General features: G+C 59.5%; 16 protein-coding genes. 12 read left to right on the forward strand and 4 right to left on the reverse strand.

Translation table 11 applies throughout. The annotated features are described in order from the left end of the window. Positions 1 to 32: 32 nt before the first annotated feature. The 10 genes from tcyJ (at position 33) to ACM6I5_RS05310 (ending at position 10424) form a co-directional block, all read left to right on the forward strand. Entirely contained in the window at positions 33 to 827 is a 795-nt protein-coding gene (gene tcyJ / locus ACM6I5_RS05265) for a cystine ABC transporter substrate-binding protein (RefSeq protein ID WP_017335896.1), read from the forward strand. Then, positions 827 to 1492 (forward strand): cystine ABC transporter permease, encoded by a 666-nt coding sequence (gene tcyL, locus ACM6I5_RS05270; protein ID WP_414879883.1) that lies wholly within the window; start codon positions 827 to 829, stop codon positions 1490 to 1492. Before tcyJ ends, tcyL begins: the two co-directional genes overlap by 1 nt. Positions 1493 to 1496: 4 nt before the next feature. Continuing rightward, the gene (gene tcyN / locus ACM6I5_RS05275) at positions 1497 to 2252 is read left to right on the forward strand and encodes an L-cystine ABC transporter ATP-binding protein TcyN (RefSeq protein WP_017335894.1); all 756 of its coding nucleotides are present in this window, start codon (positions 1497 to 1499) and stop codon (positions 2250 to 2252) included. Between the two features lie 467 nt (positions 2253 to 2719). Next, positions 2720 to 3484 carry a hypothetical protein gene (locus ACM6I5_RS05280; RefSeq protein ID WP_017335893.1) on the forward strand — a complete coding sequence of 255 codons (765 nt, stop codon included), beginning with the start codon at positions 2720 to 2722 and terminating at the stop codon, positions 3482 to 3484. A 378-nt stretch (positions 3485 to 3862) separates the two neighbouring features. Continuing rightward, positions 3863 to 5104: an SfnB family sulfur acquisition oxidoreductase gene (locus tag ACM6I5_RS05285; RefSeq protein WP_017335892.1), complete on the forward strand. Its 1242-nt coding sequence runs from the start codon at positions 3863 to 3865 to the stop codon at positions 5102 to 5104. 23 nt (positions 5105 to 5127) lie between these two features. Then, positions 5128 to 6321 (forward strand): SfnB family sulfur acquisition oxidoreductase, encoded by a 1194-nt coding sequence (locus ACM6I5_RS05290; protein WP_414879881.1) that lies wholly within the window; start codon positions 5128 to 5130, stop codon positions 6319 to 6321. After that, positions 6321 to 7679 (forward strand): LLM class flavin-dependent oxidoreductase, encoded by a 1359-nt coding sequence (locus ACM6I5_RS05295; protein ID WP_414883319.1) that lies wholly within the window; start codon positions 6321 to 6323, stop codon positions 7677 to 7679. Before ACM6I5_RS05290 ends, ACM6I5_RS05295 begins: the two co-directional genes overlap by 1 nt. Before the next feature lie 177 nt (positions 7680 to 7856). Next, a complete protein-coding gene (locus ACM6I5_RS05300) occupies positions 7857 to 8666 on the forward strand; it encodes a MetQ/NlpA family ABC transporter substrate-binding protein (protein WP_017335889.1) in 810 nt (269 codons plus the stop codon). Positions 8667 to 8668: 2 nt separating this feature from the next. Next, entirely contained in the window at positions 8669 to 9790 is a 1122-nt protein-coding gene (locus tag ACM6I5_RS05305) for a methionine ABC transporter ATP-binding protein (RefSeq protein WP_414879879.1), read from the forward strand. After that, the gene (locus ACM6I5_RS05310) at positions 9780 to 10424 is read left to right on the forward strand and encodes a methionine ABC transporter permease (RefSeq protein ID WP_017335887.1); all 645 of its coding nucleotides are present in this window, start codon (positions 9780 to 9782) and stop codon (positions 10422 to 10424) included. Before ACM6I5_RS05305 ends, ACM6I5_RS05310 begins: the two co-directional genes overlap by 11 nt. A gap of 68 nt (positions 10425 to 10492) precedes the next feature. Here the strand turns inward: ACM6I5_RS05310 and ACM6I5_RS05315 are convergent, their stop codons facing one another. Next, positions 10493 to 13264, reverse strand: coding sequence for an RHS repeat domain-containing protein (locus ACM6I5_RS05315; protein ID WP_414883320.1), 2772 nt, complete (start codon positions 13262 to 13264; stop codon positions 10493 to 10495). Positions 13265 to 13415: 151 nt separating this feature from the next. On the opposite strand from ACM6I5_RS05315, the gene ACM6I5_RS05320 reads away from it, so the two are divergent. Continuing rightward, positions 13416 to 14045, forward strand: a complete 630-nt coding sequence (locus ACM6I5_RS05320) for a class I SAM-dependent methyltransferase (RefSeq protein ID WP_017335885.1) — start codon at positions 13416 to 13418, stop codon at positions 14043 to 14045. A gap of 22 nt (positions 14046 to 14067) precedes the next feature. On the opposite strand, the gene ACM6I5_RS05325 is transcribed toward ACM6I5_RS05320, so the two are convergent. From ACM6I5_RS05325 to ACM6I5_RS05335, 3 genes are read right to left on the reverse strand one after another with little or no spacing between them, the layout of a single operon-like run. After that, positions 14068 to 17121, reverse strand: a complete 3054-nt coding sequence (locus ACM6I5_RS05325; protein WP_414883321.1) for an efflux RND transporter permease subunit — start codon at positions 17119 to 17121, stop codon at positions 14068 to 14070. Further along, positions 17118 to 18185 (reverse strand): efflux RND transporter periplasmic adaptor subunit, encoded by a 1068-nt coding sequence (locus ACM6I5_RS05330; RefSeq protein ID WP_017335883.1) that lies wholly within the window; start codon positions 18183 to 18185, stop codon positions 17118 to 17120. Before ACM6I5_RS05330 ends, ACM6I5_RS05325 begins: the two co-directional genes overlap by 4 nt. Beyond that, positions 18182 to 19285, reverse strand: a complete 1104-nt coding sequence (locus ACM6I5_RS05335) for an efflux RND transporter periplasmic adaptor subunit (RefSeq protein WP_414883322.1) — start codon at positions 19283 to 19285, stop codon at positions 18182 to 18184. The genes ACM6I5_RS05330 and ACM6I5_RS05335 overlap by 4 nt, the downstream gene beginning before the upstream one ends. Positions 19286 to 19397: 112 nt before the next feature. Between ACM6I5_RS05335 and ACM6I5_RS05340 the strand changes: the two genes are divergently transcribed. Beyond that, positions 19398 to 20594, forward strand: a complete 1197-nt coding sequence (locus ACM6I5_RS05340) for an AAA family ATPase (RefSeq protein ID WP_414879191.1) — start codon at positions 19398 to 19400, stop codon at positions 20592 to 20594. The last annotated feature ends 128 nt before the right edge of the window (positions 20595 to 20722 follow it).

Here is a 20722-nt window from a genome sequence, read left to right on the forward strand (position 1 = left end):
AGCGTCTTCATAAGAAAACACAGGGGCTTGTCATGAATTTTTCCGCACTACGTCGAAATCTGCTGGTGGGTTCGCTGGGCCTGGCGCTGAGCGCCGGTCTGCTGGGGCAAGCGGTTGCCGGTGAGCAGCTGCAAAAAATCAAGGACGCGGGCGTGATCAACGTCGGTCTGGAAGGTACTTACCCACCGTTCAGTTTCGTCGATGCCGACGGCAAACTGGCCGGCTTCGAAGTCGAGTTCTCCGAAGCCCTGGCCAAAGAGCTGGGCGTGAAGGTCAAACTGCAACCGACCAAATGGGACGGCATCCTCGCGGCGCTGGAATCCAAGCGTCTGGACGCGGTGATCAACCAGGTGACCATCTCCGAAGAGCGCAAGAAGAAGTATGACTTCTCCGAGCCGTACACCGTTTCCGGGATTCAGGCGCTGACCCTGACCAAGAACAAAGACACCATCAAGACCGCCGCCGATCTGGCCGGCAAGAAAGTGGGCGTCGGCCTGGGCACCAACTACGAGCAGTGGGTGAAAGAGAATGTGCCCAAGGCAGACATCCGCACTTATGAAGATGATCCGACCAAATTCCAGGACCTGCGCGTCGGCCGTATCGACGCCATCCTGATCGACCGTCTCGCTGCACTGGAATACGCCAAGAAAGCCAAGGACACCTCCGCCGCCGGCGAAGCGTTCTCCCGTCAGGAAGCCGGTGTCGCCCTGCGCAAAGGCGAACCTGAGTTGCTGGCAGCGGTGAACAAGGCCATCGACAAGCTGCGTGCCGACGGTACGCTGAAAAAGCTTTCGGAAAAATACTTCAGCGCTGACGTCACTCAATAATGGAAGAAGCTTTCCAACTTGCGCTGGACTCCGCGCCCTTCCTGCTGAAGGGTGCGTACTACACGGTAATCCTCAGTCTGGGCGGAATGTTCTTCGGTCTGGTGATGGGTTTCGGCCTGGCGTTGATGCGTCTGTCGCGCTTCAAACTGGTGAGCTGGATCGCCCGCATCTACGTGTCGTTCTTTCGCGGCACGCCGTTGCTGGTGCAACTGTTCGTGATCTATTACGGCTTGCCGCAATTGGGTATCGAACTTGATCCACTGCCGGCGGCCCTGATCGGCTTCTCGCTGAACATGGCCGCCTACGCCTGCGAAATCCTGCGTTCGGCAATCAGTTCTATCGAGCGTGGCCAGTGGGAAGCCGCCGCGAGTATCGGCATGACCCGTGCGCAAACCCTGCGCCGGGCCATCCTGCCGCAGGCGATGCGCACGGCCCTGCCACCGCTGGGCAACAGCTTCATCTCGCTGGTCAAGGACACCGCACTGGCCGCCACCATCCAGGTGCCGGAACTGTTCCGCCAGGCGCAGCTGATTACCGCCCGGACCTTCGAAATTTTCACCATGTATCTTGCCGCCGCGCTGATCTACTGGATTCTGGCCACGGTGCTTTCGCACCTGCAGAACAAGTTGGAAGAGCGGGTCAATCGGCACGACCAGGAGTCCTGACCCCATGATTGTCGTGGAAAAACTGACAAAGCAGTTCAAGGGTCAAGTCGTGCTCAACGGCATCGATCTGGAGGTGAAGGAAGGCGAGGTCGTCGCGATCATCGGGCCAAGTGGCTCGGGGAAAACCACGTTCCTGCGTTGCCTGAACTTCCTGGAAGAACCCACCAGCGGCCGGATCAAGGTCGGCGACATCGAAATCGATGGCAGCCGCCCGCTGAACCAGCAGCAGAACCTGGTGCGACGCCTGCGTCAGCACGTCGGCTTCGTGTTCCAGAACTTCAACCTGTTTCCCCATCGAACCGCCCTGGAAAACGTCATCGAAGGCCCGATCATCGTGAAGAAGATCCCTCACGCCGAAGCCGTCGCCCTGGGTAAAAAGCTGTTGGCCAGGGTTGGCCTCGCGGGCAAGGAAGATGCTTACCCGCGACGACTCTCCGGTGGGCAGCAACAGCGTGTGGCGATTGCCCGCGCGCTCGCGATGGAGCCGGAAGTGATCCTGTTCGATGAACCCACCTCAGCGCTCGATCCGGAGTTGGTGGGTGAAGTGCTGGCGACCATTCGCAGCCTGGCTGAAGAGAATCGCACCATGGTCATCGTTACTCACGAAATGGGTTTTGCCCGAGACGTGGCCAACCGCGTGGTGTTTTTCGACAAGGGGGTGATCGTTGAGCAAGGCGAAGCCAAGGCGCTGTTTGCCAATCCTAAAGAAGAACGTACAAAGCAGTTTCTCAGCAAGTTTCTGAACAACTCTCACAACTGAGCTGCGATGACAAAGTGTTAACTTCCACGGATGGAAGTAACATTGCACGGTCATAATCCTCCTTACGAAAACTCGAATTATTTATCTTTCCTTCAATATCGTGTGCGGTACATATCTATGTCCTGCTACCGATAAACCTCGCCTAAAATCCTCGAGACGCTTCGCCCTCAGTGTGCACGGGATCTGCATATACGGCGCGCAAACACCGCCGATTCAGTGGTCATGTTCGACAGCACGCTGCGGCTTCTTAACCTCAAAGCGTAGGAGACTTCTGAATAACGTCAGATTCATTACTCAACTAACTCATTCTATTGACAGTTATTCATGCGCACTCTTATCTAGTCGCCAGCCGATGTAATCACTGACGGTTCAATCATTGTTTTCATACGAAGTAATGATCCGTTTATTACTCGGCACTTCAGCTCTTTCAGAAACGGACTTCGCTGCAAGACTTCAAGGAGAAACCCATGAAAAACACTTCGAACAAACCCGAACTTGCGGCGCCGATCGTGGCGCAATCACACAAGAGCGGCATCAACATCAGCTCGGCAGCTCATCTGCTGATCGACGTCGCGCCTTACTCCGGCATGGATGAAGGCGACTTGATCGAGCTGTTCTGGGACAACTGCTACGTGGCCTCCAGAGTGCTGAATACCCAGGACGTCGGGAAAGCGATCAGTCTGCGAGTGCCGGAAAGCTTCATCGCCAATGGCTCCTCACGCCTTCACTATCGGCTCATGCAGGTCGGCCAGGGGCCTGCGCTGTCACCGGCAACCCGTGTACAGGTCAAGCTCGACTGCCCCGGCGGCCAGCCATCTGCGCTGTGTGGTGACGAAAACCAGCGCCTGGCGCCGGTGGGCATTCCTGAAACCATCCGTCGTCAGGGCGTCAACCCGAACCAGATCAAGCGCGGCGTTCCCTTGACCATAGAGCCGTACCTGAACATGGCCGCCGACGATGAAATCACCGTGCGCTGGGGCGATGTGCGCATGGACCTGCCACGGCTCAAGGCGAGCGACGTGGGTGAGCCGATTCAAGTCTGGGTGCCGCCCGCGATCATTCTCGAAGCCGGCGAAGACCTGCGGCTGGAAGTGACTTACTGCATCCTCGACCGCGTGGGTAACAATTCCCGATGGGCACCGGCGCGCACGCTGAAAATCGGATGTGCGAATCCCTATTTAAAGGTCCGGCCAAAGGAACCGCTCATGGCTGCAGAGCCCCGAAAACACTGAACGTTGTGCGTTCACTGTAGGAGCGAAGCTTGCTCGCGAAGGCGTCAGCCTTTGACGCACCCAGTCATCGTTCTTCGCGAGCAAGCCAGACCGCACCGTTCGCTCCTACAGACTGATCTCGGGCGGTGTATTGCTACAAAAACAAAGTGTTGCCCTGCGTACAGTTGCTCACGACACCTTCTATTCATATTCCTAAAAGTTAGTTTATTTATTTTTTATACGCGCTTAGGGTATATGCACCGGACCACCGGACATTCTTGTTTTTACTTCGCTGCACTCATCGCAGCGTTCCATGAGATGTGAGGTAGGTATGGTCCGGAACACAATCACCCCAGTGCAGATCGCCAGGGCATTGCGTGCAGCCAAGGAGCGGCACTGATGTCCAGTCTGGCAGAAGCAACCCTCCAGAGTGATCTGGATATCGCCCCCCTGTTGTTGCCCGCGCAGGTTTTGCGCAACGACGCGCAAGCCATCAAGGCCGCCCATGAGCTGGCGCACGTCGCCCGCTTGCAAGCGGCCAAACGTGATCAGCAGCGCAGGTTGCCATGGTCGGAAATCGAACAGTTCACCCGCAGCGGCCTGGGCAGCATTGCCATCCCGCGCGAGTACGGTGGCCCGCAGGTTTCATTCGTCACACTGGCCGAGGTGTTCGCGATCATTTCCGCGGCCGACCCGGCATTGGGACAGATCCCGCAGAACCAGTTCGGCATTCTCAACCTGGTGCTCGGCAGCGCCACCGAAGCGCAGAAAAAGCAGCTGTTCAAAAGCGTGCTCGAAGGCTGGCGCATCGGCAATGCCGGGCCGGAACGCGGGACCAAAAACACCCTTGAACTCAAGGCACGGATCACTGCCGACGGTGATGGTTTTGTCATCAGCGGACAGAAGTTCTATTCCACTGGCGCCCTGTTCGCCCACTGGGTCGCGGTCAAGGCGCTGAACGACGACGGCAAGCAAGTGCTGGCTTTTGTCCGTCGCGGCACTCCGGGTCTGCGCATCGTCGATGACTGGTCCGGTTTCGGCCAGCGCACCACCGCCAGCGGCACCATTTTGCTCAACAACGTGCGGGTCGACGCCGAGCTTGTTGTGGATAACTGGAAGATCAATGACAAGCCGAATATCCAGGGTGCCGTCTCGCAATTGATTCAAGCGGCCATCGACGCCGGCATCGCCCGCGGCGCCATCGACGACGCCATCGAGTTTGTGAAAAACCGCGCACGGCCGTGGATCGACGCCAAGGTCGAACGCGCCAGCGACGACCTGTACGTGATTGCTGATATTGGCAAACTGAAAATCGAACTGCACGCCGCCGAAGCGCTGCTGCGCAAGGCCGGGCAAGTGCTTGATCAAGTCAACGCCGTGCCGCTCACCGCCGACTCCGCTGCGCGGGCTTCGATTGCCGTGGCCGAAGCCAAGGTGCTGACCACCGAAATCTCGCTGCTGGCCAGCGAAAAACTTTTCGAACTGGCCGGCAGCCGCGCCACCCTCGCCGAATTCAACCTTGACCGCCACTGGCGCAACGCCCGCGTGCACACGCTGCACGACCCGGTGCGCTGGAAATATCACGCGGTCGGCGCGTACCACCTCAACGGCACGCTGCCGGCTCGCCATTCCTGGATCTGACGACCCGATATCTGGAGAAACCTATGACTCTTTCTCACCACGTCGCGGTCATCACCGGCGATGAACAAGCCCTGATCGTCGCCACTGATCTGGCTGAAGATTTCAGACGCGACAGCGCCCTGCGCGACCGCGAGCGCCGTTTGCCGCACCCTGAACTGGAAGTGTTTTCCCGCTCGGGCCTGTGGGGCATCAGCGTGCCGAAGGAGTACGGCGGCGCTGGCGTTTCGAACGTCACGCTGGCCAAGGTGATTGCCCTGATCGCCCAGGCTGACGGCTCCCTCGGACAAATTCCGCAGAACCATTTTTATGCCCTCGAAGTGCTGCGAGTGAATGGCAGCGAAGAGCAGAAAAAACGCCTCTACGCAGAAGTGCTCGCTGGTCAGCGCTTCGGCAACGCGCTCGCCGAACTCGGCACCAAGACCGCCCACGACCGCGTCACCAGCCTGACTCGAGACGGTGACGGCTATCGCATCAACGGCCGCAAGTTCTACGCCACGGGTGCGATCTACGCACAACGCATCCCGACGTCAGTGGTGGATGAAAACGGCGTGCAGCAACTGGCATTCGTCCCGCGCGACAGCAAAGGCCTGACCGTCATCGATGACTGGAGCGGCTTCGGTCAGCGCACCACCGGCAGCGGTTCGGTAGTGTTCGAAGACGTATACGTCGCCGCCGCAGACGTCATCGCGTTTCAAAGTGCCTTCGAACGCCCGACCCCGGTCGGCCCGCTGGCGCAGATACTTCACGCCGCCATCGACACCGGCATCGCCCGCGCCGCCTATGAAGACGCACTGCATTTCGTGCGAACCAAAACCCGGCCATGGATCGACGCCACGCATGAAAAAGCCACCGATGACCCGCTGACCATCAAGAGCTTCGGCCATCTGAGCATCCGCTTGCACGCAGCAGAAGCGCTGCTGGAGCGTTCCGGCGAATTCCTCGACAAGGCCCAGGCCGAGACCAACGCCGAGACTGTCGCTGCGGCATCGATTGCCGTCGCCGAAGCCCGCGCCATCAGCACCGAAATCTCCCTCGCTGCCGGCAGCACGCTGTTCGAATTGGCCGGCAGCCAGGCAACCCTGATCGAACACGGACTGGATCGCCACTGGCGCAACGCTCGGGTGCACACGCTGCACGACCCGGTGCGCTGGAAGTATCACGCCGTGGGCAACTACTACCTCAACGATGAAAACCCGCCGCTGCGGGGGACCATCTGATGGCCGACGCGAAAAAGAAGATCCTGCTCAACGCGTTCAACATGAACTGCATCGGGCACATCAACCATGGTTTGTGGACGCATCCACGGGACACCTCCACCCAATACAAAACCATCGAATACTGGACCGAACTGGCGCAATTGCTGGAGCGTGGACTGTTCGACGGTTTGTTCATCGCCGACATCGTCGGCGTGTACGACGTCTACCAGAACTCGGCGGACGTGCCGCTGAAAGAGTCGATCCAGCTGCCAGTCAACGACCCGTTGCTGCTGGTCTCGGCGATGGCCGCCGTCACCAAAAACCTTGGCTTCGGGCTGACCGCCAACCTGACTTACGAACCGCCCTATCTGTTCGCCCGGCGCATGTCGACGCTCGATCACCTGAGTCGCGGTCGGGTCGGCTGGAACATCGTCACCGGTTACCTCGACAGCGCCGCCAAGGCCATGGGCCTGAGCGAGCAAGTTGAGCACGACCGTCGTTACGACCAGGCTGATGAATACCTCGAGGTGCTCTACAAACTCTGGGAAGGCAGTTGGGAAAACGGTGCAGTGCTCAACGATCCCAAACAGCGGATCTACGCGCAACCGGACAAAGTGCACAGGATCGAACACAAGGGCGAGTTCTATCAGGTCGAGGGTTATCACCTCTGCGAACCGTCGCCGCAGCGTACGCCGGTGCTGTTCCAGGCCGGCAGTTCGGATCGCGGCTTGCTGTTCGCCGGGTGCCACGCGGAGTGCGTATTCATCAGCGGGCAGAACAAACCATCGACCAGGGTCCAGGTGGACAAGGTCCGCGCCAGCGCCGTCGAGGCCGGGCGTAATCCCGAAGACATCAAGGTGTTCATGGGGCTGAACGTGATCGTCGGCGCCACCGAAGAGCTGGCCTGGGCCAAGCATGCCGAGTACTTGAGCTACGCCAGCGCCGAGGCCGGCGTGGCGCATTTCTCGGCGTCGACCGGGATCGATTTTTCCGAGTACGAACTCGACGAACCGATCCAGTACGTGAAGAGCAACGCGATTCAGTCGGCCACCAAGAACCTGCAAAACAACGACTGGACGCGACGCAAGTTGCTCGAGCAACACGCCCTCGGTGGCCGCTACATCACCGTGGTGGGCTCGCCGGAGCAAGTGGCCGATGAACTGGAATCGTGGATCGCCGAAACCGGGCTGGATGGCTTCAACCTGACGCGGATTGTCACGCCGGAAAGCTATGTGGACTTCATTGCACAGGTGATTCCGGAGTTGCAGCGGCGTGGGTCGTACAAGACCGCCTATGACAACGGCAGCTTGCGGGAAAAGCTGTTTCACGGCGAAGCGCATTTGCCTGAGCAACACACCGGCTCTCACTACCGACACTGATCCCCTGTGGCGAGGGAGCTTGCTCCCGCTCGACTGCGCAGCAGTCGCAAAACCCGCAGACTGTTTTTACCTGACGCACCTCATCGAATGGCTTTGGGGCTGCTCCGCAGCCCAGCGGGAGCAAGCTCCCTCGCCACCAATGCGTTCACACATTGTTAATTGACTGGAATAACCATCATGACCAAGCACTACCTCTCTCACCCAGTCAAAGCACTGGCCCTGGCCCTCGGCCTTTTCAGCTCCATCACCTTCGGCGCCGACGCGCCGCTGAAAGTCGGCACCACCGCCGCGTTCGCCATCCCCCTGGAGGCCGCCGTCGAGGAAGCCAACAAACAAGGCCTGAAAGTCGAACTTGTCGAGTTCACCGACTGGATCGCGCCCAACGTCAGCCTCGCCGCCGGCGACATCGACGTGAACTACTTCCAGCACGTCCCGTTCCTGGAAAATGCCAGGGCCGCCTCCGGTTTTGACCTGGTGCCGTTCGCGCCGGGCATCATCAACAACGTCGGCCTCTACTCGAAGAAATACAAAAGCTTCGACGAGCTGCCGGAAGGCGCCAGCGTGGCCATCGCCAACGACCCGATCAACAGCGGTCGCGGCCTGCAACTGCTGGCCAAGGCCGGGCTGATCACGCTCAAACCGGGTGTCGGCTACAAGGCCACCGAAGAAGACATCATCGCCAACCCGAAGAAAATCAAAATCCTTCAGGTCGAAGCCGTGCAACTGGTACGCGCCTACGATGATGCCGATCTGGTTCAGGGCTACCCGGCGTACGTTCGCCTGGCGAAAACCTTCGACGCCGGTTCCGCGCTGCTGTTCGACGGCCTCGATCACAAGGAATACGTGATCCAGTTCGTGATCCAGCCAAAAAGCAAAACCGACCCGCGCCTGATCAAATTCGTCGACATCTACCAGCATTCGCCCGCCGTTCGCGCCGCCCTCGACAAGGCTCACGGCAAGCTCTACCAAGCCGGTTGGGAAAGCTGAACATGACGGCCGCTATCCAACGGCGACTGGAAATTCCAGAGCCTCAGAACGCCGAACAGACTGAACTGCACCCAGACCTGAACCGTGCCCACGTGCGCTTCATCGGCCTGGGCAAAACCTACAACGGCCAGCAAGGTCCGGTGGCCGCACTTCAGGGCATTGACCTGGCGATCCAGCGCGGTGAAGTGTTCGGCATCATCGGCCGCAGCGGCGCCGGCAAGTCGTCGCTGATCCGCACCATCAACCGCCTAGAACAACCGAGCACGGGGCGCGTGCTGATCGATCAGGTGGACATCGGCGAGTTCGATGAAGACCGCCTGGTCACGCTGCGTCGGCGCATCGGCATGATCTTCCAGCACTTCAACCTGATGTCGGCCAAGACCGTTTGGCAGAACGTCGAATTGCCGCTCAAAGTCGCCGGCGTGCCTAAGGAAAAACGCGAGCGGAAAGTCCGCGAACTGCTGGAACTGGTCGGCCTGCAAGAGAAACACACAGCCTACCCGGCACAGCTTTCCGGTGGACAGAAACAGCGCGTCGGCATTGCTCGCGCCCTGGTGCACGACCCGGCGATTCTGCTGTGCGACGAAGCCACGTCGGCACTGGACCCGGAGACCACGCAATCGATCCTCGGCCTGCTGCGCGAGATCAATCAGCGACTGGGGCTGACCATCGTGCTGATCACTCACGAAATGGCGGTGATCCGCGATATCTGCGACCGCGTCGTCGTGCTGGAACACGGGCGAATCGTCGAGCAAGGCCCGGTCTGGGAAGTCTTCGGCAACCCGCAGCATGAGGTCAGCAAAACCTTGCTCGCACCGTTGCAACACGCGTTGCCAGAAGAGCTGCAGAGTCGTTTACAGGCACAGCCTCAATCTTCGGATGCCGCCGTGGTCCTGCGTTTGCAATTCACCGGCAGCGCCACGGACGAGCCGGATCTTGCAGCGCTGTTCGCCGCACTCGGTGGCCGCGTGCGCTTGCTGCAAGGCGGCGTCGAACGGATTCAGGGCCATGCACTGGGGCAATTGTTGCTGGCGGTGGCCGGCTCGTCCCTCGGCGCCGAAGAACTGCGCCAGCGCGCCGGTCATTGGGCACAACAGGTGGAGGTGCTGGGTTATGTGGTTTGATCGCTTGCTGCAGGGTTTCATCGACACGTTTTTGATGGTGGGCGTGTCGTCACTGATCGCGCTGCTGGCGGGTATTCCACTGGCGGTGATCCTGGTGACCAGCTCCAAAGGCGGGATCTACGAAGCACCGGCACTGAACCGCGCGTTGGGTGCGTTCGTGAACCTGTTTCGCTCGATTCCGTTCTTGATTTTGATGGTGGCGTTGATCCCGTTCACGCGGTTGATCGTGGGCACCACTTACGGTGTCTGGGCTGCTGTAGTACCGCTGACCATTGCGGCCACGCCTTTCTTTGCGCGCATCGCGGAAGTCAGTTTGCGTGAGGTGGATTTCGGCTTGATCGAAGCGGCGCAAGCGATGGGGTGCCGGCGCTGGCATATCGTTTGGCATGTGTTGCTGCCCGAGGCGCTGCCGGGGATCGTGGGTGGTTTCACCATTACGTTGGTGACGATGATCAACTCATCGGCCATGGCCGGGGCGATTGGTGCTGGCGGGTTGGGGGACATCGCGTATCGGTATGGGTATCAGCGGTTTGATAGCCAGATCATGCTGACGGTGATTGTGTTGCTGGTGGTGTTGGTGGCGGTGATTCAGTTGGGCGGGGATCGGTTGGCGCGGGGATTGAATAAACGCTAGGCAGATGTGAACACTTACTAGGTTGAAATGGAGCGGGTAACCCGCTCCAATCGACATACCACTCCCCCTTAAGCATGCCGATTCAGATACGACTGACTCAAAGCGTCCGCAGCAAATACAAGGCTATCCGCGTTCACGGCTGCCATTTCGGCGCGCAAGTATATATCAGCATTAAAAGTTGATATCGCGGTATGGATATCCATTCCAGACCCAACTCTTCCGTCATATTTTTCAACAACACTAATAAAATCGCTATGAACATCTGTAAATGAGTTCAGATAGTCCAGACTCATTCCCCCCTGCATAATAATTTCAGACACTCGACTCTCCTGAAAAATGTACTGAGTAACACTACGACCCACAGTCCAATCAGCACTTGAGCTTAAATAAAAACCATCCAGTGCACCGGGCCCAACCGCTGCAATGTTATTCACACCCGTTAGATGGAGTACTTCATGACCAAAAAACACATTTAGCTTCCCGGTATTAATTATATCAATGCTAACCGCTATTCTTCCATGGACATCACTGACATCCACCTCTCCGTAAAAGTTTTTATTATCGGTTTCAAACCCTATAAACTTATAATTTCCTCGGCTCCCTTGGTACTCTCTCACTAGGGCTTCCCCCCGACTCCAGGAGTCCAGAACTTTGTTCGCAACGACGCCGTACGCGGGACCAAAGTGACTCTGCATAATGTCTCCAACTCCGGAGAAATCTGAGAGCAATGCACGTTGAGCATCAGAAAATATACGCTCCCGCTTGAGCAATTCCGATCTGACAATATCTCTTTGCTCCGCTGAAAACTGGTCTAGTCCACGCGCGACAATCTTTGCACCAAATGACAGACTCCGTTCAATTTTATCCCCCTCCCCCTCATAAAAACGGCCATCCACATCTTCGAGATTGACTGGGTGATTCGAAACAAATAAAAAAAGATTAAGGCCGTTTATAGAGCCCGCCGGATCCGGGGATATCCACCGTTGCAACCATGGTGCGCTATACCGAAATCCGTAGTAACAAAGCCCCGTCGCATCCCGCTCTTTGCCGGAATAGCGAATCGTTTTGTACTTCGCCACCAAAGCACTTTCCCCCGCCCAGCAGGCGGTGCCACCAAAGGGGTAATAGTGTTCCTGAGTCAGCACGCCTGCTTCATGATCCAACTCCAGCGTGCTGGAACCCAAGTGGTCGCAGAGGCTGTAACGCAGTTGTTCGACATGGGTGCCTTCGGGCCAATGCAAGGCGCGAACACTGCAACGTCCCGCTTCGGCGTTGATGACGTGGTGCACTTCACCATCGGCCTGTCGGTGGATTTCGAGGCTGGGAAGGTAACGGACTTCTGTGCGCAGGGTTCGGCGATTGGCCTGGCTGACGTGCACTTTGCGCAACCGATGGCCGGGGCGGTCGTAGGCATAACCTTCGTAATCGTCGGGTTCATCCTGGCGTTTGACCAAGGTCACCCGGTTTAGCTGATTGCGAACATCCCAGGTCATGGCTTGGCCGCGTTGAAGCTCAAGCTGATTGCCGCAGGCATCGAAGCCTGAATCGATGTCGGATTCCCCCGGCAGCGAACCCTCATCCCGCTGCGCCAGGCTTCGATTGCTGCGGGCTGAGGTGAACATCGAGAAACCCGGCGCACCGCTGTGGTGACGGGTGATCAGATTGCCCGCCGCGTCGTATTCGAAACGCTGGGTGTAATTGCGCCGCTGATTCGGGTCCAGCGGTGTGGGCAGCAAGTCCGGCAGCGTCGGTCCGTGGCTGGGGTTCGCGACTTCCCAGCCCTTGGCTTCGATCAGTTGAGACAGGCTGTCATAGCGGTAACGGTTGATCGGTTCGATGCGCTGATTGTTGAACCAGGTAACGGATTGGGGTTTGTCCTCCAGCTCGACGATATTGCCTGCCGGGTCATAGATGTAGTTCAAGTCTTGCAGTGGCCTTTGATTGCCGACCGCCGCCACCAGCCTGATCAGCCGACCGTCATCTGCGCCGTACTCAGCTTGCGTTTTCACACCGTTGCCAGCGATTTCGCTTTCGATCTGGTCGTAGGGGTTGTAGCGGATGTCGCTGACCACGCACTGCGGTTGTTTGCCATCCCCGGCCAGCAGCAGCCAGGTTTCACTCAACCTGCCGGCCACGTCGTAGCCAAAGGTTCGGGTATTGCCCATGGCATCGGTCTGGCGCTCAATCTCGCCCGTGGGCAGGAAGGTGTGTTGCGTCACGAACGATTGCGTCTCCAGCCACGCGTCGCGGGCATCGATTTCGAGGGGCCAGTCGGGTGTATCAAGATCGTTGAGGAAACGTATGCATTCAGCCAGCACAGCGCCGGCCACACCATAATCATCGAGGTTTTGAGAACCAGCCGGGCTGTCATGACGGATCAGCCGGTTGCACTGGTTACGCTCGGTAAACGTTGCGTCGCAGCCACCGTAGGTGAACCGGTCGACCACACGAGCCAATGCGGCTGCGCCCTGCTCCGTGACCGCGACAGGACGCTGCTGATCGTCATATTCGCATTCACGCTGACAGCCCCGGCCATCCCAGAATGCATGCAGCGAATCGGTGTGATTAAACAGACTCAACTGCCAGCCGGCATCAACGCTGTCCGTCAGCAACGACTGGCGACTCAAGCCGTAGAGGTTGGTCAGGTTCGGCTTCGACGCCGTGCCCCAAAGCCGTGGATCCCATGACGCAACCAGCCGCCCGGCCTCATCGAAGATCTGCCGGGTGATGCGAGGTTCAATAACGACCTCGTCCGGATGGCGACAATAGTCCACGCTGCGGATCGCCAAGGCTCGCGGATCAATCACCGACAGCTTCGGTGTGTGTAGGTGAGCGTTCACAGTCTCGCCGGTCCTTCGCTCGGGTCAAGCTAAGACTGAGCTCTTTTTGGTCCGACCGATACTGTAAGAAGTAACAGGTCGTGGGCTGCGCAGCAGCCACAGACCTGATGGCGTATATTCGGCAAATCCCAATTGCCTGCGTAGCCCGACCATGAAACAGACTCCCGCCGACCTCGAGCAGATCACTTCCACCACCCTGGGTCATTACAACTCGGTGGCCGAAGGTTTTCGCGAAGGCACGCGTGACCATGACGTCAGCCAGAACATCGATGCGCTGTTGCGGCATATTCAGGGCGATGCGCCATTCGACATTCTCGACTTTGGCTGCGGGCCGGGTCGTGATTTGCAGACGTTCACGCGTATGGGCCACACGGCGGTCGGCCTCGACGGCTCGGACAAGTTTGCGCAGATGGCGCGCGAGGACAGTGGTTGCGAGGTCTGGCAGCAGGATTTTCTGAAGCTTGATTTGCCGGCCGGGCGCTTTGACGGGATCTTCGCCAATGCGGTGCTGTTTCACATTCCGCTTCAGGAATTGCCTCGGGTGTTAAAGCAATTGCATGCCGCTTTGAAACCGGGCGGTGTGTTGTTCAGTTCCAATCCGCGGGGTGAAAATCAGGAAGGCTGGAATGGGCCGCGGTATGGGGCTTATCACGATCTTCAGGCATGGCAGGAATTGCTGAACGCGGCGGGGTTTGTGGAGCTGGAGCATTACTACCGGCCGGCGGGGCTGCCGCGGGAGCAGCAGCCTTGGTTGGCGAGTGTCTGGCGTCGCGCGGATTAGTCTGCGATCTTTTTGCTTTTGATCACGCTGCCTCTTTCTTCGGCTCGCGAATCTTGTACCAGGCCACATACAGCGCCGGCAAAAACAGCAGCGTCAGCAACGTCGCGATGATGATGCCGCCGATCATCGCGTAGGCCATCGGCCCCCAGAACACTTCCCGGGCAATCGGGATCATCCCCAGGCTCGCCGCCGCAGCCGTCAGCAGAATCGGCCGGCGACGATGTTCCGTGGCTTGCGCCACCGCGTCCCACGGCGACAACCCCTCTTTCTCCAAGGCGTCGATCTGCGTCACCAGAATCACCGAGTTGCGGATAATGATGCCGATCAGCGCCAGAATCCCGAGGATCGCCACGAACCCCATCGGCGTGCCCGTGGGGATCAGCGCCAGCACCACGCCGATCAAACCGAGCGGCGCGACGCTGGCGACCAGGAACAGCTTCTGTACGCTGTGCAACTGGATCATCAGGAAGGTCGCCATCAGGAACAGCATCAACGGCACGACCTTGGCAATCGGCCCTTGGGCCTTGCCGCTTTCCTCGACGGTGCCGCCCGTAGCGACCTTGTAGCCCACCGGCAACGACGCGGCGAACTTGTCGATGTCAGGTTTGAGTTGTTTCACCAGATCGGTCGGCTGAATCTCGTCGCGCACCGCTGCCTTGATGGTAATGGTTGGCTTGCGGTCGCGACGCCACACCAGCGGCTGCTCCATTTCATAGCGCACGGTGGCGAAGGCCAGCAGCGGAATCGAGTTGCCGCTCGACGTGACAATCTGCAGGTTCTGCAAGGTTTCCGGTGTACCGCGCTCCGCGTCCACCGCGCGGCCAACGACGTTGATCAGGTAGATATCGTCATCGACCTGCGTCACCGGCGCACCGACCACGATACTGTTCATCAGGTTGGCCACGTCTTCCGACGACAGCCCCAGTTGCCGCGCCTTGTCCTGGGCAATGTCGATACGCAGGACTTTTCCGGGCTCGTTCCAGTCGTAAATGATCTCGCCGATGTGCGAGTTCCTGTCCAGCTCGGTGGCCAGGGCGATGGCGTGTTTGCGCACCTGGTCGATGTCCTTGCCGCTGACCCGGTACTGGATCGGTCGCCCGACAGGCGGGCCCATTTCCAGCGCCTGGACGTAGCTGCCGATGCCGACGAAGTCCTTGCGCAAGCGCTCGCGCAAACGCTGGCTCAGGGCCTCTCGCGATTCCAGGCCCTTGCTGACGATGACCAATTGCGCGTAGTACGGGTTTTGCAATTGCTGGTCGAGCGGCAGGTAGAAACGGATCGCGCCTTCGCCGATGTAGGTGCTCCAGCGGACGATGTCCGGGTCGTCCTTGAGTGTCGCTTCGAGCTTGTCTACGGCTTTGCGGGTTTCGGCAATCGAAGCGTTTTGCGGCAGGTTCAGGTCGACGAGGATTTCCGGGCGGTCGGAAGACGGGAAGAACTGGTTTTGCACGAACTGCATGGAAAACACCGACGCCACGAACAAGGCAATGGTGATGCCGATGGCCCACCAGCGATTGCGCATGGACCAGAGCATGCCGTAATTGAAGGCACGGCCGATGCGGCCGGGCTCGGCGTTGTGAGGTTTCACGTTGGCACTGAGGATGTGCACGCCGATCACCGGCGCGAACAGCACCGCGACAACCCAGGACACCAGCATGGCCACGGCGATCACCGCAAACAGCGTGAAGGTGTACTCGCCCGCCGAACTGGCGTTCAGGCCGATCGGTACAAAACCGGCCACCGTTACCAGCGTACCAGTGAGCATCGGGAACGCGGTCGAGGTGTAGGCGAAGGTGGCCGCCTGCTCTTTGGTTTCGCCCATCTCCAGGCGGGTGACCATCATCTCGACCGTGATCATCGCGTCGTCCACCAGCAGGCCAAGGGCGATGATCAAGGCGCCGAGGGAAATACGCTGCATGGTGATGCCGCTGTATTCCATGAAGACGAAGACCATCGCCAGCACCAGCGGAATCGAGCACGCCACCACCAGCCCGGCGCGCACGCCGAGGCTTACAAAGCTGACCACCAGCACAATCACCACCGCTTCAAACAGCGCGCTGGTAAAGCCCCCGACGGCCTTTTCGACCACGGCCGCCTGGTCGGAAACGTTGTACACACCGACGCCCACCGGCAAGTCAGCGGTCAGGTCGGTCATGCGCTGGTGCAGCGCCTTGCCGAAATCCTGGATGTTGCCGCCCTTCTTCATGGCGATGGCCAGGCCGATGCCCGGGTGACCGTTGAAGCGAAACTCCGGCGTCGCCGGGTCGACATAACCCCGGCTGATATCGGCAATGTCGGCCAGACGATAGAAGCGATCATTGAGCCGCAGATTGACGTTTTCCAGATCTTTCTCGGAAACGAATTGCCCTGTGGTGCGCACGGAAATACGCTCCGGCCCGGCCTCGATCACCCCGGCCGGCGTCACGGCGTTTTGCGATTGCAGGCTCTGCACGACCTGACGCTGATCAATGCCCAACGCCGCCAGTTTGCGGGTGGAGAAGTTCAGGTACAGCACTTCGTCCTGCTCACCCACCATCTCGACCTTGCCCAGGCCCGGCACCTCACGGATCTCGGCGCGGACCTGCTCGACGTAGTCGCGTAACTGGCGCATCGACAAACCGTCGGCGGTGAAGGCGTACACCGAACCGAACACATCCCCGAATTCGTCATTGAACCCCGGCCCTTGCAGGCCTTTGGGGAAGTCGCCGCGGATGTCGTTGATTTTCTTGCGCACCTGGTACCAGATTTCCGGGATGTCCTTGGCGCTGGTGGTGTCACGCAGGTTGACGAAGACCGTCGATTCACCGGGGCGGGTGTAACTTTTCACGTAGTCGAGGGAATCGAGCTCTTCGAGTTTTTTCTCGATGCGGTCAGTGACTTGCTTGAGGGTTTCTTCCTGGGTCGCACCCGGCCAGCGGGTCTGGATCACCATGGTCTTGATGGTGAACGAGGGGTCTTCTTCGCGGCCGAGGTTCAAGTACGAGAACACGCCCATCAGCAGCGCGATGAACATCAGATACCAGACAAACGACTGATGCTTGAGGGCCCATTCGGATAAGTTGAAGCTCCCTTTCATTGTGGGCCGTCCTCGTCGATTTTCACTTCCTGCCCCGGTTTCAGGCTGTTCACACCGGCACTGACAACGCGCTCGCCGGATTTCACGCCGTTGGCCAGGACCATCATGGAATCGGTACGGCTGATCAGGTTGATGTCACGCGGGGAAACGGTTTGGGTCTGTGGGTCGATGACCCAGATTCGCGATTTGCCATCGACCTCTTGCAGCGCGGTCAGGGGCAGTTCGATACGCGGTTTGATGGCCGAGCTGAGGGTCACGCTGATCGCCGTGCCCAGGCGAAAACCCGGTGGCGTATCGGTCAGGGTCAGGCGGGCGCGACGGGTGCGGGTGGCGCTTTGGGCCTGGGGTTCGATTTCGCGAACGGTGGCGGTGGTGGTGATGCTCGGGTCCAGTTGCACGGCGACTTGAAACACCACGTCCGCCGGCAACTGATCGACCAGCGTGTCGGGCAGGTCGATCACCGCTTCCTTGATGTCCGGCTGCGCCAGGGTCACCACTTGCTGGCCGGCGGTCACCACTTGGCCGGCTTCGGCGTTCCACGCGGTGACGATGGCTTTGTGGTCAGTGCGCAGTTCGACGTAACCGAGTTGATCCCTGGCCTGATTGACTGCCGCCTTCGCTTGATCGAGGGAGGCCTGAGTGGTTTTCAGATCCGTCTGGGCGATGTCCAGTTGCGCCTGCGCACCGACCCCGCGATCGAACAGCTCCTGCTGGCGACGGGCGTTGGCCTGGGCGTTGATCAGCTGCGCTTGAACCTTGGCCAGATCGCCCTCGGCCGAGCGTAGCTGGTTTTGCTGATCCGTGGGATCGAGCGTGGCGAGCAAGGCGCCCTTCTCGACCTCGGCGCCAACATCGACGTTACGGCTGGCGATCCGCCCCGGCACGCGGAATCCGACATTGGTTTCGTAACGGGCCTGGATGCTGCCGGCGAAGCGGCCGAGATTTTCCTCGTCCAGCGCCAGCACTTTGATCGACAGCACCGGTCGCACCGGCTCCGGCGGCGGCTCTTGTTCCGAACAGGCCACCAGCATCACACCGGCGAACACCAGCAACAGGCGCTTCATGGCTGAGCCCCTCCGGCCAGGTCTTTATAGGTGTTTTCAGCAATTTCCACTTTCACGCCGGGGTGCAACAACTGGCCGCCAGCGATGACGACTTTTTCGCCGCCCTTCAAGCCATCGTTGATGATGACTTTGCCGGTCAGGTAACGACCGACCGTGATCGTATGCAACTGCGCCCGGCCTTCGTCATCCACCAGCCACACGGCCGGGTCGCTGAGGTTTTTGGTCAGGGCCGACCACGGCAGCTCAACCGCCGACTTACCCGGCGTCTTCGCCGTGGCGCTGACGACAGAGCCGAGCTGCATGCCTTCCGGCAAACCATCAAGGGTGACTTTGACCTGCACCGTGCCGGTCTGCGCGGAAACGGCCGGAGTGATTTCCCGAACCGTGCCCGTGGTCTTGATGGCCGGGTTGTCGAGCAGGCTGACCACGATCGTTTTATCTTCGGGAGCCTCTGCCAGCAGCGATTCGTAGACGTTGAACACCGCATCACGCTCACCGTCCCGGGCGAGGCTGAAAATCGGCATCGTGGCCTGCACCACCTGGCCGACTTCGGCCTGGCGGGCGGTAACTATCCCCGGCGCGTCGGCGATCAGCGCGGTATAGCCCAGTTGTTCACGCGCATTGGCCAATTGCGCCTGGGCGGCCGTCAGCGCGCTTTGACTGCTGCGCAATGCGGCCTGTGCCGAGTCGTACTCGCTTTGACTGGTGTAGCCCTTGGGCAGGAGTTTTTGCTGGCGAACGAAGGCGGCGGCGGTCTGTTTGACTCGTGCCTGTTCGGCGACGACCTGCGCCTGGGCCGAGTCGACGTTGGTTTGCAGGTCTTTCGGGTCGAGTCTGGCGAGCACTTGTTTGGCCGACACCCGGTCACCGACATCGACCATACGCTGAATGATCTTGCCGCCGACGCGGAATGACAGTTCGGTCTGGACGCGCGCTTGAACATCGCCGGTCAGGGTCACGGATACGGCGTAATCAGCCGGTTTGACGGCCTGCACAAAAACCCGCGGACGGTCCTTTTCAACCTGGGGTTTTTCGCCGCAGGCACTCAACAGGACAAGGAGGCTCAGGCCAACCACTCTTTTCAATCCGGGACCAGCCATGCAGACTCCTTTGCGTTGTACGAACGTGCCAATGGCGATACGACTGTGAGCTTAGAACAGGGTTCAACAGGTGCACAGGTTTGCTGCACGCTTAGCAATCAGGAAGCTTCCCATGCTCAAAACCCTCGCGGTGGCCAATTACCGCTCGATCAATAAACTGGTGATCCCGCTGGGTCGTTTGAACCTGATCACCGGGCCGAACGGCAGCGGTAAGTCCAACCTCTACCGCGCGTTGCGCCTGCTGGCGGAAACCGCCCAGGGCGGCGTGGTCAATGCGTTGGCCCGCGAGGGTGGGCTGGATTCGACGTTCTGGGCCGGACCGGAAAACATCACCCGGCGCATGCGTAACGGTGAAGTGCCGATCGAGGCGACCGTGCGTCACGGCGTCAAACGCCTGCGCCTGGGGTTTGCCGGCGAGGATTTCGGTTACTCGATCAGCCTCGGGCTACCCGAATCCAACGGTCATTTCATGTTACCCGGGCACAGTTCACCCATTCCGTCGCGGTTCAGCCTCGATCCGCAGATCAAGCGAGAATGCCTGTGGGCCGGGGCGTTCTATCGCCCAGCGAGCCTGCTGGTGGATCGCGACGGGCCGATGATCCGTACGCGAGCCAACCGCACCTGGGACGTGCTGGCACAGCACACGCCGACTTTCGACAGCCTGTTCGATCAGGTCGGCAGCCTGCGTACCTCGCCCGAGGTTCTGGAGATGCGTGAGTTCATCCGCCGCTGGCGCTTCTACGATCACTTTCGCAGCGACGCCGACGCACCGGTGCGTCAACCGCAACTAGGCACCCGAACCCCGGTGCTGCACCACGACGGCAGGGATCTGGCGGCGGCGTTGCAGACCATTATCGAAATTGGCGACCCCGACGCGTTGAGCAACGCGATCAGCGATGCGTTTCCCGGTGCACGGCTGCATATCGAGCCGCTGGCCGGCGGCCGGTTCGCCATCGAGTTTTATCAGGAAGGGTTGTTGCGCCCCTTATCGGCGGCGGAGTTGTCCGATGGGACCTTGCGGTATTTGCTGTTGGTGGCAGCGCTGCTGACGCCGCGCCCGCCGACGTTGATGGTGTTGAACGAGCCGGAAACCAGCCTGCATCCGGACCTGTTGCCGGCGTTGGCGCGCTTGATTATCCGGGCATCGGAGCAGTGTCAGGTGTGGGTGGTGTCCCATGCGCGGCGGCTCATCTCGGCGTTGCAGGAAGACCCGGAATGCAACTGCATCGTGCTGGAGAAAAACCTCGGGCAGACCGGGATTGTCGGGCAACGGATGCTGGATGAACCGGCGTGGTATTGGCCGGATTAGGCGGCGCGGCAATTGACCACTTTAAAGGTATAAAAAGAAGATTTTGAATACCGTTAAAGCATATTGATATCACGCAAAAAACGATCCTGCGGATTTGCTGCGGCGCAGGAAGACGACTATTTTCCTTT

Source organism: Pseudomonas sp. IT-P171, assembly GCF_949767765.1.
In the GTDB taxonomy this organism is placed as follows: Bacteria; Pseudomonadota; Gammaproteobacteria; order Pseudomonadales; family Pseudomonadaceae; genus Aquipseudomonas; species Aquipseudomonas fluorescens_B.

What these genes read in the sequence shown, in the direction of transcription:
- ACM6I5_RS05335 (WP_414883322.1), bottom strand. Translation starts at nt 19,285, where the DNA reads ATGGCTGGTCCCGGATTGAAAAGAGTGGTTGGCCTGAGCCTCCTTGTC.
- ACM6I5_RS05330 (WP_017335883.1), bottom strand. Translation starts at nt 18,185, where the DNA reads ATGAAGCGCCTGTTGCTGGTGTTCGCCGGTGTGATGCTGGTGGCCTGT.
- ACM6I5_RS05310 (WP_017335887.1), top strand. Translation starts at nt 9,780, where the DNA reads ATGTGGTTTGATCGCTTGCTGCAGGGTTTCATCGACACGTTTTTGATG.
- ACM6I5_RS05340 (WP_414879191.1), top strand. Translation starts at nt 19,398, where the DNA reads ATGCTCAAAACCCTCGCGGTGGCCAATTACCGCTCGATCAATAAACTG.
- tcyJ (WP_017335896.1), top strand. Translation starts at nt 33, where the DNA reads ATGAATTTTTCCGCACTACGTCGAAATCTGCTGGTGGGTTCGCTGGGC.
- ACM6I5_RS05325 (WP_414883321.1), bottom strand. Translation starts at nt 17,121, where the DNA reads ATGAAAGGGAGCTTCAACTTATCCGAATGGGCCCTCAAGCATCAGTCG.
- ACM6I5_RS05300 (WP_017335889.1), top strand. Translation starts at nt 7,857, where the DNA reads ATGACCAAGCACTACCTCTCTCACCCAGTCAAAGCACTGGCCCTGGCC.
- ACM6I5_RS05295 (WP_414883319.1), top strand. Translation starts at nt 6,321, where the DNA reads ATGGCCGACGCGAAAAAGAAGATCCTGCTCAACGCGTTCAACATGAAC.
- ACM6I5_RS05285 (WP_017335892.1), top strand. Translation starts at nt 3,863, where the DNA reads ATGTCCAGTCTGGCAGAAGCAACCCTCCAGAGTGATCTGGATATCGCC.
- ACM6I5_RS05320 (WP_017335885.1), top strand. Translation starts at nt 13,416, where the DNA reads ATGAAACAGACTCCCGCCGACCTCGAGCAGATCACTTCCACCACCCTG.
- tcyN (WP_017335894.1), top strand. Translation starts at nt 1,497, where the DNA reads ATGATTGTCGTGGAAAAACTGACAAAGCAGTTCAAGGGTCAAGTCGTG.
- tcyL (WP_414879883.1), top strand. Translation starts at nt 827, where the DNA reads ATGGAAGAAGCTTTCCAACTTGCGCTGGACTCCGCGCCCTTCCTGCTG.
- ACM6I5_RS05290 (WP_414879881.1), top strand. Translation starts at nt 5,128, where the DNA reads ATGACTCTTTCTCACCACGTCGCGGTCATCACCGGCGATGAACAAGCC.
- ACM6I5_RS05280 (WP_017335893.1), top strand. Translation starts at nt 2,720, where the DNA reads ATGAAAAACACTTCGAACAAACCCGAACTTGCGGCGCCGATCGTGGCG.
- ACM6I5_RS05305 (WP_414879879.1), top strand. Translation starts at nt 8,669, where the DNA reads ATGACGGCCGCTATCCAACGGCGACTGGAAATTCCAGAGCCTCAGAAC.